Annotated in this window: 15 protein-coding genes, 1 tRNA gene and 1 pseudogene; 14 read left to right on the top strand and 3 right to left on the bottom strand. The window is 63.3% G+C overall.

The features are described from left to right. Positions 1 to 5 precede the first annotated feature (5 nt). Positions 6 to 803: a hypothetical protein gene (locus HEP69_RS19335; protein WP_290560142.1), complete on the bottom strand. Its 798-nt coding sequence runs from the start codon at positions 801 to 803 to the stop codon at positions 6 to 8. Between the two features lie 96 nt (positions 804 to 899). Here HEP69_RS19335 and HEP69_RS19330 point away from each other — a divergent pair, with 96 nt between their 5' ends. From HEP69_RS19330 to HEP69_RS19290, 9 genes are all read left to right on the top strand, one after another. Then, positions 900 to 1682 (top strand): IclR family transcriptional regulator, encoded by a 783-nt coding sequence (locus HEP69_RS19330; protein ID WP_290560141.1) that lies wholly within the window; start codon positions 900 to 902, stop codon positions 1680 to 1682. Next, on the top strand, positions 1679 to 2677 hold the full coding sequence (locus tag HEP69_RS19325) for a thiamine pyrophosphate-dependent dehydrogenase E1 component subunit alpha (protein WP_290560140.1): 999 nt from the start codon (positions 1679 to 1681) through the stop codon (positions 2675 to 2677). The genes HEP69_RS19330 and HEP69_RS19325 overlap by 4 nt, the downstream gene beginning before the upstream one ends. Then, positions 2677 to 3639 (top strand): transketolase C-terminal domain-containing protein, encoded by a 963-nt coding sequence (locus HEP69_RS19320; RefSeq protein WP_290560139.1) that lies wholly within the window; start codon positions 2677 to 2679, stop codon positions 3637 to 3639. Before HEP69_RS19325 ends, HEP69_RS19320 begins: the two co-directional genes overlap by 1 nt. After that, a complete protein-coding gene (locus tag HEP69_RS19315) occupies positions 3636 to 5366 on the top strand; it encodes a thiamine pyrophosphate-binding protein (RefSeq protein ID WP_290560138.1) in 1731 nt (576 codons plus the stop codon). The genes HEP69_RS19320 and HEP69_RS19315 overlap by 4 nt, the downstream gene beginning before the upstream one ends. Continuing rightward, positions 5363 to 6112: an SDR family oxidoreductase gene (locus HEP69_RS19310; protein ID WP_290560137.1), complete on the top strand. Its 750-nt coding sequence runs from the start codon at positions 5363 to 5365 to the stop codon at positions 6110 to 6112. Before HEP69_RS19315 ends, HEP69_RS19310 begins: the two co-directional genes overlap by 4 nt. A gap of 81 nt (positions 6113 to 6193) precedes the next feature. Further along, positions 6194 to 7222 (top strand): TRAP transporter substrate-binding protein, encoded by a 1029-nt coding sequence (locus tag HEP69_RS19305; RefSeq protein WP_290560136.1) that lies wholly within the window; start codon positions 6194 to 6196, stop codon positions 7220 to 7222. Positions 7223 to 7268: 46 nt separating this feature from the next. Then, positions 7269 to 7802 (top strand): TRAP transporter small permease subunit, encoded by a 534-nt coding sequence (locus HEP69_RS19300; protein WP_290560135.1) that lies wholly within the window; start codon positions 7269 to 7271, stop codon positions 7800 to 7802. Next, the gene (locus HEP69_RS19295; RefSeq protein ID WP_290560134.1) at positions 7802 to 9157 is read left to right on the top strand and encodes a TRAP transporter large permease subunit; all 1356 of its coding nucleotides are present in this window, start codon (positions 7802 to 7804) and stop codon (positions 9155 to 9157) included. Before HEP69_RS19300 ends, HEP69_RS19295 begins: the two co-directional genes overlap by 1 nt. Next, positions 9154 to 9930, top strand: a complete 777-nt coding sequence (locus HEP69_RS19290; protein ID WP_290560133.1) for an SDR family oxidoreductase — start codon at positions 9154 to 9156, stop codon at positions 9928 to 9930. Before HEP69_RS19295 ends, HEP69_RS19290 begins: the two co-directional genes overlap by 4 nt. A gap of 13 nt (positions 9931 to 9943) precedes the next feature. On the opposite strand, the gene HEP69_RS19285 is transcribed toward HEP69_RS19290, so the two are convergent. Then, entirely contained in the window at positions 9944 to 10600 is a 657-nt protein-coding gene (locus HEP69_RS19285) for a DUF2461 domain-containing protein (protein WP_290560132.1), read from the bottom strand. A gap of 69 nt (positions 10601 to 10669) precedes the next feature. Between HEP69_RS19285 and HEP69_RS19280 the strand changes: the two genes are divergently transcribed. The 3 genes from HEP69_RS19280 to HEP69_RS19270 are packed head-to-tail and all read left to right on the top strand — an operon-like array spanning position 10670 to position 13331. After that, positions 10670 to 11605, top strand: a complete 936-nt coding sequence (locus HEP69_RS19280; protein WP_290560131.1) for an aldo/keto reductase — start codon at positions 10670 to 10672, stop codon at positions 11603 to 11605. Beyond that, positions 11602 to 12678, top strand: a complete 1077-nt coding sequence (locus tag HEP69_RS19275) for an FAD-binding oxidoreductase (protein ID WP_290560130.1) — start codon at positions 11602 to 11604, stop codon at positions 12676 to 12678. The genes HEP69_RS19280 and HEP69_RS19275 overlap by 4 nt, the downstream gene beginning before the upstream one ends. Then, positions 12678 to 13331: a DUF938 domain-containing protein gene (locus tag HEP69_RS19270; RefSeq protein ID WP_290560129.1), complete on the top strand. Its 654-nt coding sequence runs from the start codon at positions 12678 to 12680 to the stop codon at positions 13329 to 13331. The genes HEP69_RS19275 and HEP69_RS19270 overlap by 1 nt, the downstream gene beginning before the upstream one ends. A gap of 526 nt (positions 13332 to 13857) precedes the next feature. Here HEP69_RS19270 and HEP69_RS19265 read toward each other — a convergent pair. Then, positions 13858 to 14050: pseudogene (locus HEP69_RS19265) on the bottom strand (IS3 family transposase); the annotation flags it as partial. 207 nt (positions 14051 to 14257) lie between these two features. Here HEP69_RS19265 and HEP69_RS19260 point away from each other — a divergent pair. Both HEP69_RS19260 and HEP69_RS19255 read left to right on the top strand, forming a co-directional pair. Beyond that, a tRNA-Arg gene (locus tag HEP69_RS19260) sits at positions 14258 to 14334 on the top strand. Positions 14335 to 14665: 331 nt separating this feature from the next. Beyond that, a complete protein-coding gene (locus tag HEP69_RS19255) occupies positions 14666 to 15418 on the top strand; it encodes a TIGR02391 family protein (RefSeq protein WP_290560128.1) in 753 nt (250 codons plus the stop codon). Positions 15419 to 15574 lie beyond the last annotated feature (156 nt).

The raw sequence follows: 15574 nt of genomic DNA, 5'->3' as shown, positions 1-15574 counted from the left end.
ACAGATCACATGGCCGACAGTGCCGAGAGCATCTCCAACAATGGGCGCCCCCGAGCGGCCCCCATCGCCCGCGCAGGCCCATTCGCCTGCGAGATGACACCGGTCTCAAGCGCCGAGGCCGCGTCCCCGATCCGCGCGCTGTCATGGCCGACGGTCAGGGCAGCTATCCCCCGTGCCTCCAATGCCGACAGACGGGCAAATCCGACCCCATCTTTGCCGCCGCCCGCATCGTTGAATACCGCAAGCCGCGCCGACACCTTGAGCGCGCGGGCGGGATCGCCACCGATCAGCCCGCCATGGGAGCCGGTCACAACCACCGCCCCTACATCCTGAGGGCCGACAAGCGAGGCCGAATCGAGGAGTTGAACGGAAAGACCATTGGGCAACACCCGCCTCCGCCGCGCCTCCTTCATGGGCGGCAACTGTCCTCCCGGCGCTCCAACATGTCGCAGACAGGCAATCGCGTCGGCAACCGGCTGATCCACAGCGACACCAAGCCCGATGGCGAGCGCGTTCACCGCACTGATCCGTCCATTGCCCATCATGTCATCGGCAGACCCGATCCGACACGACATGCAATCGGCAGCCGCAGCCGCGCATCCCGCATCGGCCAGGCGCATCACACCTGCAACGCCCGCATCCTCCAGCCCCCGCCCGGCATCATTGAAGATCACACCGCAAAGCCCGGACCGGCTGGCCACCACGCCCGGATATAGCCCGCCATGCGATCCACATACCGCGACACAGCCTGCGTGCGCTGGCCTTGCATCGGTCACGGACCCCAAAAAAACGATTTCTCTCATGCTCGATTTCTAGGCACTTGACGCGTTGCGGTAAAGTATGTTCCGATAATATAAATAGTTCGTTCCGATAAACGGAACTCTGTCAGGGGGGAAGACTTGTCAACTGACATGGCCACCATCGGCTCCATCGCCCGTGCCGCACGTGTCCTGGATGTCTTGGCCGACAGGCCCCAGGGGGCGGCATTGACCGATGTGGTGAGCCAGACCGCATTCACCAAAACGACGGCACACCGGGTTTTGGCCTCCCTTCAGGAGATCAACTATGTCTTTCAGGAACCGGCCACGCGCACCTACCGCCTGGCCACCCGACTGGGAGAGCTGTCGCGGCGCGCATCGATGATCGATGTGGGCGCCATGGCCTCGCGCGGGATGGATCGGCTGGCCGAAATCACAGAAGACACGGTGTTTCTGTCGGTGCCCGAAGGTCCGGTTTCAGTCTGTGTGGCGCGGCGCGTGGGCGCCTATCCGATCCGCACATTGACACTGGATCGCGGCGACCGGCGTCCGCTGGGTGTGGGTGCCGGAGCGCTGGCCCTTTATTGTGCTCTGCCCGATGCCGCACGCCAAGCCGCGACCAAGGTCAATCGCCTGTGGCTTGATGAATACGGGTTCGATGCGGACCGGTTGGAACGCTCCCATGCCGCGTTTGAGCGCACGGGATATGCGCGCAACGACGGCTCGGTCGTTAGCGCAATGAGTGCGATCGCCCTGCCCATCCTCACTGGGCCGGGTCACGCGGTCGCGGCCCTCGCGGTTGGGGCCATCAATGAACGCATGGGGGATGACCGGATCGCCGATGTCATCCTGCCGGCATTGCGAGAAGAGGCCAAGCGCCTCGCGCAACGCATGTCTGACTGGGAGGACACGACAGACCAATGACCGCCACGAACTACGATATCGCGCGCGGCACCGCGCTCGTGACGATGATGGAGCGCATTCGCGCCTTTGAGCAAGTCGCCGAATTGGCCGCAACGCGCGACCAGCTGGTGCTGGGGGCGATCCACCTCTCCATCGGGCAGGAGGCCTGCGCGGCGGGTGTCATGCACGCGTTGCGCCGCGACGATCTTATTCTGTCGACCCATCGCGGCCATGGTCATACCTTGGCAAAAGGCGCCGATCCGACCGCCATGATGCGCGAGCTGTTGGGCCGCAAAGGCGGTTCTTGCGGCGGCAAGGGCGGATCCATGCATATCGCCGATTTCGGTGTGGGCATGCTGGGTGCCAATGGCGTGGTCTCGGCCAATATCACCATCGGCGCCGGGGCGGCCCACGGAATCAAGCTGCTGGGCGATGACCGGATCGTGGTCGATATCTTTGGGGACGGCGCGATCAACCGCGGCCCGTTTCTGGAAGGGCTGAACTGGGCACAGGTCTTTGACCTGCCGGTGCTCTTTGTCTGCGAGGATAACGAGTGGTCCGCCACCACGCGCACCTCCGATATGACCGGCGGCGCGGGCGCGGCGGCCCGGGCCCAATCCATGGGTCTTTATACGGTTGAGGTCGACGGCAACGATGCCGAAGCCGTCGCAGACATCGCTCAGGACCTTGTCTCGCGTATTCGCGATACGCGCACGCCCGCCTTTCTGCATGCACGCACCTACCGGCAGGGCGGACACACCTATTTCGATCCCGCCACCTATCGCCCACAGGGAGAGGCGGAGACCCGCACAGCCAGCGACGACCCCATCGCGCGCCAGCGCGAGGCGCTGCTGGCCGCGGGCCTCGGCGTGGCTGATCTCGACCGGATCCGCGACGCGGCACGGGCCGAGATGGATGCGGCCCTACAGACAGCCGCAGACACGCCATTCCCCTCCGATGACACCGTCTTTGCCGATGTCCAGGACATCGGATCCCCCGAAGAGGTGGCGTATTGATGGTGCAGATGAGCTATGCCGGGGCCGCGCTGGCCGCCCTGAAAGAAGCGATGCAAGCCGACCCCCGCGTCTGGTGCGTGGGTGAGGATCTGGGGCGCGGCGGTGTCTTTGGCCAGTACAAGGGTCTAAGGGAAGAATTCGGCCCGGACCGGGTGTCCGACGCGCCGATATCGGAAGCGTCGATCATGGGGGCGGCATTCGGCGCCGCGATGGTCGGCACCCGCCCCGTGGTCGAAATGCGCTTTGCCGATTTCGCGCTTTGCGCCACCGATGAGCTGATCAACCAGATCGCCAAGGCGCGGTTCATGTTCGGCGGCCAGTCCCGTGCGCCGATGGTGATCCGCAAGCCGATCGGGATGTGGCGATCCTCGGCCGCGCAGCATTCACAGAGCCTGGAAAACTGGTATGTCCATACGCCCGGGCTGGTGGTTGCGGTGCCTGCAACCCCGCAGGACAACTACGCGATGATGCATGCCGCCATCGCCGCCGACGATCCGGTGGTTTATATGGAACACAAGAATATCTGGGCCAATGAGGGCGAGGTCGACACCGACGCCCCGTTCGACTGGGGCCGTGCCGCCACCCGGCGCGAGGGCGACGATGTCACGATTGTCAGCTGGTCCGACACCGCCAATGTCGCAACGCGGGCGGCCCGGACGCTGGCGGGCGAGGGCATCCATGCCCATGTGATGGATCTGCGCACGCTCTGGCCCTGGGACAAGGACGGCGTTCTGGCCTCAGTGCGCCGCTCGGGTCGGCTGATCGTGGCGCATGAGAGTGTGGCGGTTGGCGGTTTCGGCGCCGAAGTCGTCGCCTCGGTCGTGGAAAACACCACGCTGAAAGCCCCGCCCAAACGGCTCGGCGCGCCGCGCGCGCTGATCCCTTATGCCCCCAACCTCGAAGATCAGCTGCGCGTGACCGTCGATATGATCGCCACCGCCGCGCGGGAGATGTGCACATGACCACCAATGAAATGACCGGCGGCGAAGCGCTTGCCAGGATGCTGATCGCCCATGGCGCGGGACCGATGTTCGGGATGGGCGGCTTTCAGCTTCTGCCGTTCTACGATGCCGCGCGCAGGCTGGGCCTGAACCACAATCTGGTCAATGACGAACGCTGCGCAGTCTTTGCCGCCGATGCCTATGCAAAGGTATCGGGCCGTGTCGGGCTGGTCGACGCCACGCTGGGACCCGGTGCCACCAACCTGGTCACCGGTCTGGTGGAGGCGCTGAATGCGGGCTCGCCGCTGGTGGCTATCGTGGGCGATGCCCAGCGCCAGCATGCGGGCAAGAACATGACGCAAGAGACCGATCAGGTATCGATCCTGCGTCCGGCCTGCAAGGAGCTGATCCGCGTCGAGGAGGTCAGCCGCATTCCCGAAGCGATGCGCCGGGCCTTTGCCGTGGCCACATCCGGTCGCCCCGGTCCCGTCGTCGTTGATGTACCCGAAGATGTGGCCCACGGGTTGCATGGCTTTGACGACAGCGATTTCGAGACAGACCCCGCGCATGAGGCCGCGCCCGCCCTGCGAAGCCGTCCCGAGGCACAGGCGCTGGCCGAGGCCGTGGCTCTGCTGCGGGCTGCAAAACGCCCGTTGATGCTCTGCGGTGGCGGCATTCATATCTCAGGCGCCACCGCAGAGGTCACGGCCCTCGCCGAGGCCTGCGGCATTCCTGTCGCCCATACCATGACCGGCAAGGGCGCCATCGCCTGCACCTCGCCGCTGAGTGCCGGACTCTTTGGCCGCTATGACCGGATCGCGAATACGCTGATCGAAGAAAGCGATTGCCTGCTGGTGGTGGGCTGCAAGCTAGGCGAGATCGCGACCAAGCGCTTTACCGTGCCTGCCCCGGGCAAGACCATGATCCATCTTGACATCGTGGCCGAAGAGATGGGGCGTACCTATGCGCCCACGATCAAGCTGTGGGGGGATGCCAAGGTGTCTTTGGCAGAAATGGCAGAGGCGATGCAACCGACCGCCGCTGATCAGCGCGCAATGCGGGAGGACTACCTCAGCCAGATCCCTGCTCGGATGGCGACCTGGCGCACAGAGGTATCCGACCGGCTGCAGTCCGAGGAAACCCCGGTTCACATGGCCCGGCTGATCACCGAAGTGCAAAAGGCGCTGCCCGCCGATGGCTATTTGATTGCCGATGGGGGCTTTGCCGCGCATTGGGGCGGGCTGCTGTTCGACACCGGGCAGGCTGGACGGCATTTCGTGCCCGATCGCGGTTTCGCCTCCATCGGCTATGGGCTACCCGGCGCCATGGGTGCGCAGCTTGCGAAACCCGGCGCGACGGTCGTGGGCCTGACAGGCGATGGCGGGTTCAACATGGTTCTGGGAGAGCTGGAGACCGCCCGCCGCATGGGTCTGGGCGTGACGGTGATCGTGGTGAACAATGCTGCCTCCGGCTATGTCAAGGCGCTGCAACATCTGATGTATGGCGCGGGCAATTACCAAAGCGCCGATCTGGCCGAGACGGATTACGCCGCCGTCGCCAACGCGATGGGCTGTCACGGCCAGCGTGTCGAAACGCCGGATGAACTGACCCCGGCGCTGGCGGCGGCCTTTGCCGAAACCGACCGGCCCAGCGTGATCGACGTGATGGTGACCCGCGATCCCGCGCGCATGCTGCCCGCTGTCGACAACCGCACCGTTCAGGTCAAGAAGGGGGACCGCGTCGCATGACGTCGCGCACCGCCATCGTGACCGGAGGCGGCGGCACTCTCGGTCTGGCGATCGGGGCCGCGCTGATCCGCGACGGCTGGCATGTGGTGCTGTGGGATATCGACCCGCATCTGCACGAGGCCGCGCGCACAGTCGGCGCGGCAGCCCGGGTGGTGGATATCACCGAGCCAGCCGCCTGTGCACATGGGTTAATCGAAGACGGCCCCATCGGTGCCCTGATCCACTGTGCCGGGATCGGTCAGATCGTGCCCTTCGACCAACTCGACCGCGAGCTGTGGGACCGTTTCATGACGGTCAACCTGACCGCACCGGTGTTTCTGACCCAGGCCGCCCTGCCCTCCATGCTGGAAGGAGGCGCGGTGATCATGGTCGCTTCTGTTTCCGGCATCCGGGCCGGGTTTGGGCGCGTCGGATACGGCACGTCGAAGGCCGCGATGATCCATCTCGCGCGCCAGCTTGCCGTAGAGCTTGCCCCGCGCGGCATCACCTGCAATGCCATCGCCCCCGGCCCGGTCGAAGGGCCGCTGGCCGCCGGATCGCACCCGCCCGAACAGGTGGCCGACTATGTCGCGACCATCCCGCAGGGGCGATATGCCCAACCTCAAGAGATCGCGGAGACCGCCGCATTCCTGGCAAGCCCGCGTGCGTCTCACATCACCGGCCAATGCCTGGCCGTCGATGGCGGCTATCTTGCCGCCGGTGTCGGCGTGACCCAGGCCCGCGCCTATGCGCAGGCACCACCCTGATCACCCGCCCAAGCCCCCCGGTGAAAAGAGGGGGCAGGCGCATCACCCTGAAATCATGACGTTCCAAGGGAGGAGACCCACATGAACCTCAAAACAGTCACAGCCGCCATCGCCCTTACCGCTGCCGCCACGGCGGTCAGCGCGCGCGAGATCGAGATGCAATCGATTTATCCTGGCACCTTGCCCCTGCTGGGCGACAGCGCCCAGGGGCTGGGCGACCGGATTTCGACGCTCACCGGTGGCTCGATCGAGATCGTGTTCCGCAATCCTGGTGAGATCGTCGCGGGCAACGAGATCTGGGATGCCATCAGCACAGGCGCCATCGAGGCCGCGTGGTATTCGCCCGGCTTTGCCGAAAGCGTGGTGCCCTCGGCCTCGCTCTTTACCGCGTTCCCGTTCGGGCCGGACGTCAAGGAATACGTCGCCTGGTGGTATAATGGCGGCGGCTATGAGCTGTGGAACGAGATCAGCGCGCCCTTCAACGTACATTCCGAGCTGTGTGCGATCCTTGCCCCCGAGGCGTCGGGCTGGTTCCGTGAAGAGATCAACTCGGTTGAGGATCTGGCGGGCAAGAAGATGCGGGTCTTCGGTCTGGGAGCCGCCGTGTTCCAGAAGCTGGGCGTGCAGGCCCAATCCCTGCCCCCCGCAGATACGATGAGCGCGCTGAACCTGGGCACCATCGACGCGGCCGAAATCAGCTTTCCGGCGATCGACAACGCGCTGGGGATGTATGAGCACGCCACACATTACTATTTCCCCGGCTGGCACCAGCAGACATCACTGATCGTGTTCATGATGAACACCGACACCTGGGCCGGGCTGAACGATCAGGAACGCGCCGCCATCACCGAGGTCTGTGCCGCCAATGTCGCCCGCACCATCGCTCAGGGCGAATCGATCCAGGCCGAGCCCCTGGCCAAAATGATTGCCGAAAACGGCACCATCGTGCACCGCTGGTCCGATGAGATGCTGACGGCCTTCGAAAGCGCCTGGCAGGAAGTCGTCGCCGAAAAGACCGCCGAAAGCGAAGAATTCGCCCGTGTCTGGGATCATATCAGCGCCTTCCGCGAGGAATATGCCGACTGGAAACGTCTGGGCACCGTTGATTGAGGTCCATCTCGGGCGCGGGGCTTCCCCGCGCCCGGGGGTTTGAATAATGAATGCGCTCACCCTCTCCCGCTGGCTGTCGTTGCCCAGCCGCCTGGCCGCCGCCTTTATCGGGTGCCTGCTGCTCGTTCTGACGGCGGTGATCCTTTACGATGTGATCGGGCGCAAGTTCTTCGACACAGGCTCGTTCGTGCTGTCGGAGCTGGAATGGCACCTGCATGGGGCGATTGCGATTCTGGGGTTCGGCTATGCCTATCTCAAGGATGCCCATGTGCGCATCGACCTTTTTGCCAAACAGTTGGGTCCGCGCCTGCGGCTCTGGCTGGAACTGGTGGCGATCCTCCTGTTCCTGATCCCCTTCATGATCTTTCTGGCCTGGTTCGGATATGATTTTGCGATGCGCGCCTATGTCCGTGGCGAAGGCGCGCCGGGTGGTCTGGGTCTGCCCAACCGCTGGATCATCAAATCCGCGATCCCGCTGACCGCCGTGCTGACCATCACCGCCGCCCTGTCAGTTGCCCTGCGCATCTGGGTGGTCCTGCGCGATCCCGCGCGCCTCTCTGATCCGTTCGAGCGTGACTGATGGATCTTGACACCCTTCTGCCCGCCCTGATGTTCCTGTTTCTGATGCTGGGGCTCTTTTCCACCCTGCCGGTGGGCCTTGTTCTGATGGGGGTCACGCTCAGCTTTGGCGGCATCGCCATTGCCCTGGGCGAGATGCGGTTCGTTCAGGTCACGCTGATGCCCAACCGGATCTTTGGCGGCATCATCGAGAACCCGGTGCTGGTAGCGGCGCCCATGTTCATCTTCATGGGGCTGATCATGGAAAAGACCCGGATCGCCGAGGATCTGCTGATCGCCCTGCAAAAGGCGCTGCGTGTCGTGCCCGGGGGGCTGGCGCTGGCGGTGACGCTGATGGGCACGATCCTGGCCGCGGCCACCGGCATCATCGGCGCATCCGTGGTGATGCTGACGGTGCTGGCGTTGCCGACGATGCTGGACAAAGGGTATTCGCCCGCGCTCGCTTCGGGCACGGTCGCCAGTGCCGGCACTCTGGGCATCCTGATCCCGCCCTCGGTGATGCTGGTGTTTATGGGCGATCTGTTAACGCTCAACCTCGCCAAGCTGTTCGTCGCGGCCTTCCTGCCCGGTCTGGCGCTGGCGGCGATCTATGTGGTCTATATCGTGATCCGCGCCGCCCTCGATCCCGCCAGCGCGCCAGCCGCGCCCAAGATCGATGGCGAAACCGGCCTCTGGCGCGAGTTCCTGGTGGCCCTTGCCCTGCCGCTTTTGATCATCGTGGCGGTCCTGGGCTCTATCCTCGGCGGGATCGCCACCCCGACGGAGGCTTCGGGCGTCGGCGCCTTTGCCGCGCTGGTGCTGGGGTTTGTGCGCGGACGGCTCAACCTGCCGGTGCTCAGCGACGCGATGGACCGGTCGATCCGCACCATCGCGATGCTGTTTTTCATCTTCGTGGGGGCGACTGCCTTTTCCTATGTGTTCCGCCATGTAGGCGGCGAGACCTTCATCATCAACGCAGCGCGGTCGCTGCAACTGGGCGATTGGGGGCTCTTGGCGATGATGATGATTCTGATCTTTGTGATGGGCTTTTTCTTTGACTGGATCGAGATCACACTGATCCTGTTGCCGATCTTCACCCCGATCATTCAGGTGATGGATCTGGGTGACCATGTGCCGCGCGCCGATCTGGTTTACTGGTTCGCGGTGCTGATGGCGGTGAACCTGCAAACCTCGTTCCTGACGCCGCCTTTCGGTTTTGCTCTGTTCTATCTCAAAGGGGCGGCGCGCGACCGGGTTCAGATGGGTCAGGTCTATCGCGGGATCGTGCCGTTCGTGGTGCTGCAACTGATCGCTTTGGGCCTTTTCATCGCTTACCCGAGCTTTGTGATGTACCTGCCGAATGTGCTGCTGAAATGAGGCGCTTTGACGGAAAGACAATCCTGGTTGCGGGTGGCGGCTCCATCGGGCCCGGCATGGGCAATGGCAAAGCGGCAGCGCTGCTTTACGCGCGGGAGGGGGGCCGCGTTCTGGTCGTGGACCGCGCGCTTGAGGCGGCGGAGGAGACCGTCGCCCTGATCACTGCCGAGGGCGGTCAGGCCATGGCCTGCGCGGGCGACATGACCGATCCCGCCGCCATCGGGCGGGCCACGGGCATCCTGCGCGACTGGGGTGGGATCGATGTGATGCATTTCAACATCGGCACCAGCTTGCCCGGCGGCGTGACCGAGACCACGCCCGAGGATTGGACCCGCGTCTTCGACATCAATCTGGGTGCTGCCTTCCACCTCTCCCGCGCGGTTCTGCCGATGATGGAGGAGGCCGGGCGCGGCGCGCTGGTCTTTATCTCATCCGTGGCGTCGATCCGGTCGGGGCTCTACTCCTATGCCTCCTATGAGGTCTCCAAGGCCGCGCTTGACCGGATGGCACGCTCCATTGCGGCGCAATACGCCCCGAAAGGCATCCGCGCCAATGTGGTGCTGCCCGGCCCCATCGACACGCCGCATGTCACCGCCGTTGTCGCTCCCGATGCCGACCCCAAGGAACTGGCTGCCAAACGGGCTGCCATGACACCGATGGGCCGTCAGGGCACACCCTGGGACGTGGCCCAGGCGGCGGCGTTCCTGGCCTCGGACGAGGCGGGGTTCATCACCGGCGTCTGCCTGCCCGTGGATGGCGGTCTGACCCTCTGAGGCCCCGACCCGACTACCCGTCGCTCCGGGCCAGCACATCGTGCAGGGGCCGCAGCCGGGCGAACTGAGCGTTGACCGATTTGACCAACCCGACCGCTTCCCAATCTTCTGGCATCTCCAGCGCGACTGTCAACGCCTTGCGCCGGAGCAGATCCCCATGCGGATGGTCCGCCGCATAGGGTTTGGGCACCCGTTTGAGCGGCGCAGGGCCCCAATCCGACAGCGTGGCACCCGAGCGCGCCAGCGCCCCCTGCACCGCATCGCCGTGCCGGTCGACAAAGGCGCGGTAGCGCGCCAGGCTCTCGCCCTGCAAGCCCATTACGCCCAGCCCCAGTGTGAAGTAATCCGCCCCCAGCCCGAAAAACCAGCCGGGCGCCAGCACACCGCCCGAGACCGGCGACCACAACAGATGCAGATGTGTGTTATAGGGCGTCTTGTCCTTGGAAAAGCGCACATCACGGTGAATCCGAAAGAGCTTGGGCTTGACCGCTGCCCCAGTCAGACGCGCCAGATCCTCGGCGATCAGATCTGCAAAGAACTCTGCCGGCTTCTTGATCTGGTCAACATAGCGCGCCTTGTTGGCCTCGTACCACGCCCGCTCATTGTTGCGGGCAAGCTCTGCGAAAAAGCCGCGCGCGGCATGGATCATCGCTTCGAACCCGTCTGCCATCTGTGTGCCTTTCCGCTGGTGTGCTATTGCCCGTTGCAAGAAACCTAGAGCCATGGCACCCCTTGGTCCATGACACAGATGACATGCCTCGATGGCGCCCGCCCAAGCCGATTTATCTTTGGCACGATGCAATTCGGCGGCAAGGCCGATGGCGCCCAATCGCGCGCGATGTTCGACACCTGCCGCGCCGCCGGGATCACCCATTTTGACACCGCACGCGTTTATACCGGTGGCGCGTCGGAGGAGTTGCTTGGCCAATTCGTGAAAGAGGGCCGCGAGGGGCTGTTCATCGCCTCGAAATTCGGACATGGCGACGGGGCGAGCGCCGCAAACATGCGCGCGCAATTCGATGCCACGCGCGCCGCGCTGGGGTTGGATGTCGTGGATCTTTACTACCTGCACATGTTCGACCCCGACACCGATCTGCGCGAAACGATGGAGAGCTTTGCCCAGCTCAAGGCCAAGGGGCGGATCCGCTATATCGGTCTGTCGAACTTCGCCGCCTGGCAAGTGATGAAGGCCGTCTCTGTCGCGCGGGAGTTCGACCTGGCCATCGACGCGCTGCAACCGATGTACAACCTTGTCAAACGTCAGGCCGAGGTTGAAATCCTGCCCATGTGCGCCGATCAGGACATTGCCGTGGCGGCCTATTCGCCATTGGGCGGCGGGCTCTTGACCGGCAAATACAGCGCAGGCGGCGCAGGGCGGCTGAGCGAGGACACACGCTATGCCGCGCGCTATGGTCAGGATTGGATGCAGGACACAGCGCGCGGTCTCGCCGAGGTCGCCGCAGAGATCGGTGCTGATCCCGCGACCCTTGCCGTTGCTTGGGTCGCCCGGCATGAGACCGCGCCGATGCCGATCATCTCGGGCCGCACGGCAGAGCAACTGGCCCCGTCACTGGCGGCGTTGGCGTTCGACATGGACAATGCGCTTTATGCCCGCCTCAGCGCGCTGAGCCCAACACCTCCCCCTCCGACCGACCGGATCGAGGAACAGGCATGATCGACTTTCTGGTGATCGGCGGCGGCATCGCCGGTGTGTCTGTCGGCGCACGGCTCTCCGCTCTGGGGCAGGTGACGCTGCTGGAGGCCGAATCCGCGCTGGGCTATCATGCGTCGGGCCGATCGGCCGCCCTTTATGAGGTAAGCTATGGTCTGCCCGCCACCGTGGCGCTGAACAAGGCGTCGGGAGATTACTTTCGCACCGCGCATGGTGGCTACCTCTCGGACCGGGGGCTGATGGTACTGGGCCGCGCCGATCAGCACGAGAGCTTTACCCAGGATGTGGGTGATCTTACGCTCGATGTGATCAGCGTAGCCGAAGCCTGCGCCTTTGTGCCGATCCTGAACCCTGAGACGGTCGCCCATGCCGGGTTTCACAAAGACGCCTGGGACATCGATACCGACCGCGTCATCCAGGACTTCGCCAGGGAAATCCGCGCAAGTGGCGGCAGCGTCGTAACCAATGCGCGCGCCACCGCGATCCGGCGTGCGGATGGTGGATGGGCAGTTATGGCAGGTGACAGGGAATACCGCGCGCGCATGCTGGTGAACGCGGCGGGCGCCTGGGCCGACGGGCTTGCCGAAATGGCCGGGATTGAGCCCATGGGTATCACGCCGAAGCGCCGCTCGATGGCCCGCCTGCCCGCCCCGGGCGGACATGATGTGACAGGTTGGCCAATGCTGCTGGGGACCGGAGAGACCTGGTATGCCAAACCGGATGCGGGCAAGTGGCTCGTCTCACCAGCCGAAGAGGACGCAACCCACGCCCATGACGCCTGGGCAGATGATATGGTGCTGGCCGAGGGCCTCGCGCGGTATGAAGAGATGGTGACCGAGCCCGTCACCCGGCTGGAAGGGAGTTGGGCGGGCCTGCGCAGTTTCAGCCCCGACCGCGCGCTGGTTCTGGGGCCTGACCCTGCCAACCCCGATTTCATCTGGGTCGCAGGGCAAGGCGGATACGGTTTCCAGACCGCGCCGGCCGCCTCACAGCTGGTGGCAGATCTGGTCGCTGGTCGCCCCGCCGATCTGCCGGTCGAAACGGTCGCCGATCTGACGCCTGCAAGGCTGCGCTGATGGCCCGGCGCACCCTGCCCGCCACGGCCTCGGTCGCGCACCCGCTAGAAGCGGACAAACTCTATGCGCCCGCCGCGGACCGCAATGCCGATGCGCTTGTATCCTTGTTGATGGATGCGGCACCCGGATCCGGCACCGCGCTGGAGCTGGCCAGCGGGACCGGCCAACATATCGTGGCCTTCGCCCGCGCGATGCCTCAACTCACCTGGCAACCAACCGAAGTGGCGCAGGACCGTCTGTCCTCGATCTCAGCCTACGCATCGGGGGCGGAACTTGCCAACCTTAAGGCCCCGCACATGCTTAACGCGACACAGCCCGGTTGGGGAGAAGCCCGTTCGGTTGATCTGATCGTGCTGATCAACCTATTGCACCTCATCCGAACGGATGAAGCGCGCACGGTCATCACCGAGGCAACCCATGCGCTCAAACCGAAGGGGTGCTTTGTCCTTTACGGTCCGTTCATGCGCGACGGTGCGCTCACATCGGAGGGCGACAGCCGCTTTCACGCAAGCCTGACCGCCAGTGGCCCGATGATCGGTTACAAAGATGTCGGCATCGTCACCGGCTGGATGCGGGCCGAAGGCCTCACGGTCAAGATCCACGAGATGCCAGCAAACAATCTCGCGATCTCGGGGCGGGTCGGCTCGTCTTAAGAGGTGCCGTGCGGCCGTCGGCCGGTCTGGTATGAATGTTTGTGCCTTGTCGATCCATGGTCCATTGCAGCGATGTTTTTCGGTGCGAAACATCGATACGCCGGAAAGTTTTGGCGCCTGAACGCTGAGCATCTTGCAAAGAACACGGACCGGATGGTGCGGACGATGTGCGTCACTGAGCGCTTGGCGTCCCTGGCGAACTGCGCGGTGGCCTTTTTTGGGATGTCACGCTCCTCCCCAACCCGGACCAGCTCCTTCTTGAGACGGCGGCCCTCCGCTTCCTGGTGCGTTTGCCCCAGCGGCCTCGAAAACCGTGCCGTCCATCTTTAGAGCGAGGTCGTGCTGAGCCCCAGCCGTTTCCGCCACCTCTTTGGCCGAGAAACCGCGTTCGGTGACCTGCGCCACCGCGTCGGTCCTCAACACGTCCGAATATCGAACCTGACCTGACAAGTGCATCGTCCGTTGCGTCCGCAAAGTACCAAGCAAAGCGTCTATGGATCTAGGCGCCGCTCACACATGCGGTGCTGTTCCCGGTGAAATCGTCGTCTTCGGCCATGGCATTACAGCCCCCATCGAGCATGAGTTTGCGCCACCGATACAGCGATCACCACGCCATTACGCCAGGCAACCGCAAGGATACCCTTGTCGGCCTCGTTTTCTCGACGATCCGCATTTTTTCGGCCGCCATCGGTGATGATTTCGATCTCAAACATCAGCATGTGCTCAAAGCCGTCCTTAAGCCTCTTGGGCCAGGCCAAGGCGCCCGGTCGAAATTGGCGCCACCTTCACTGACCTTACAAACCGGACAGACCGGTCTTAAGCGACCCGTATAAGCGCGGATGCGAATGACACAGAACTCGGCCCAGCTCGCGCTGCAATTTGGGGGGTTGCAATGCACCTCCGTGACGTCTAGATCCCACTTTAGTGGACCGATAGCTCAGCTGGATAGAGTACTTGACTACGAATCAAGGGGTCGGGGGTTCGAATCCTCCTCGGTCCGCCACTTGCCCTCCTGTCGAACGTCAGACGAAATTGGCTTTTACGTCAAGAACTGACCCAATCACCGCGAACCGGATGCTTGTGGCTCGGTCGCAGACGTCCGGTTCGCATCTTCCGGATCTAGTGCTTCAGACAACAGAGTATGTCACGCTGCTAGGGTCTTCTGGCGCTCGAGCGGCTGTCTGTCGGCGAAGACGGCCCAAAGCTGACTCCTGCAACATCGTCGAGCGCTGCTGTGCAGCTTCACCAAAGCGGCCATTCGTGCATCTTGGAGTTCGGCCAACGGTTTGATACATGCGCAAAGAAGGACACTCATTTTATGATAGGGTCTAATTGTGCACGAGCTTCCTGCAGGTTTTCCGGATCCAGAGGTTGTACTTGCGTTTGAACCTGAAGAGTTGGCGGGTAAATTGCTTTTCTTCCTTCGCGAAAGATGTGAACGCGGCGATCGCACCTTCAGCATTCACAACTTGATGTTGGAGACAAAGAATTCGGCCGGGCACAATGACAGGACCCCTAGTTATCCAAGAGAATATATAGAGCGAGTTAGCCTGGCTGTTTCAGAAGCTCTGGCATGGCTACAATCTCAGGGCTTTCTTGTGCCGGAACCTGGAAACGAGAGTTGGAAGCTTCTCAGCAGGCGAGCTAAATCTCTAAAAACAGTGACAGATTTCGACCAATATGTGACCGCGCGTCGGTTGCAACGCGATTTACTCCACCCTGAGATTGCCACAAACGTCTGGATCGCATTTGTTCGGGGAGACTATGCTGAGGCCGTATTTAAGGCAATGCGGGCGGTCGAGATTGCAGTTCGTACTGCCGCAGGCTTTCCCGAAGGAGATCATGGCGTCCCAATGATACGCCGCGCCTTCAATCTCAAGGATGGACCACTGCGCGACCCTACACAACAGGACGCCGAGGCCGAAGCATTGATGCACCTTTTTGCGGGGGCCATCGGGTCCTACAAGAACCCGCACTCTCACCGAAATGTATCTATGGATGATGCTCAAGAAGCGATTGAGATTGTTTTGCTCGCTAGCCATCTCTTGCGCATTGTTGATGCTCGCCGGACGTTGGACGGCAAATAGATCACGGGACATCCAAGAAGATCGGACCCTAGCAACTGTATCTGTCAGGTTGTGGATGCCGCCCATTTCTGACGGCTTTTGCATAAAGCGTTCGCGATGGTGACCAGCTTTCTGGCGACGGCTGTGATGATGACTTTGAGCTGCTGCCGGTTTCGT

It is taken from the genome of Aestuariivita sp. (assembly GCF_021404545.1).
Taxonomy (GTDB): Bacteria; Pseudomonadota; Alphaproteobacteria; order Rhodobacterales; family Rhodobacteraceae; genus Aestuariivita.
Note: the sequence above shows the minus strand (reverse complement) of the source record. Positions and strands in the feature narration are given on the sequence as shown.

Coding starts and splice junctions, on each gene's coding strand:
- HEP69_RS19335 (WP_290560142.1), bottom strand. CDS start 803: ATGAGAGAAATCGTTTTTTTGGGGTCCGTGACCGATGCAAGGCCAGCG.
- HEP69_RS19325 (WP_290560140.1), top strand. CDS start 1,679: ATGACCGCCACGAACTACGATATCGCGCGCGGCACCGCGCTCGTGACG.
- HEP69_RS19320 (WP_290560139.1), top strand. CDS start 2,677: ATGGTGCAGATGAGCTATGCCGGGGCCGCGCTGGCCGCCCTGAAAGAA.
- HEP69_RS19315 (WP_290560138.1), top strand. CDS start 3,636: ATGACCACCAATGAAATGACCGGCGGCGAAGCGCTTGCCAGGATGCTG.
- HEP69_RS19310 (WP_290560137.1), top strand. CDS start 5,363: ATGACGTCGCGCACCGCCATCGTGACCGGAGGCGGCGGCACTCTCGGT.
- HEP69_RS19305 (WP_290560136.1), top strand. CDS start 6,194: ATGAACCTCAAAACAGTCACAGCCGCCATCGCCCTTACCGCTGCCGCC.
- HEP69_RS19300 (WP_290560135.1), top strand. CDS start 7,269: ATGAATGCGCTCACCCTCTCCCGCTGGCTGTCGTTGCCCAGCCGCCTG.
- HEP69_RS19295 (WP_290560134.1), top strand. CDS start 7,802: ATGGATCTTGACACCCTTCTGCCCGCCCTGATGTTCCTGTTTCTGATG.
- HEP69_RS19290 (WP_290560133.1), top strand. CDS start 9,154: ATGAGGCGCTTTGACGGAAAGACAATCCTGGTTGCGGGTGGCGGCTCC.
- HEP69_RS19285 (WP_290560132.1), bottom strand. CDS start 10,600: ATGGCAGACGGGTTCGAAGCGATGATCCATGCCGCGCGCGGCTTTTTC.
- HEP69_RS19280 (WP_290560131.1), top strand. CDS start 10,670: ATGACACAGATGACATGCCTCGATGGCGCCCGCCCAAGCCGATTTATC.
- HEP69_RS19275 (WP_290560130.1), top strand. CDS start 11,602: ATGATCGACTTTCTGGTGATCGGCGGCGGCATCGCCGGTGTGTCTGTC.
- HEP69_RS19270 (WP_290560129.1), top strand. CDS start 12,678: ATGGCCCGGCGCACCCTGCCCGCCACGGCCTCGGTCGCGCACCCGCTA.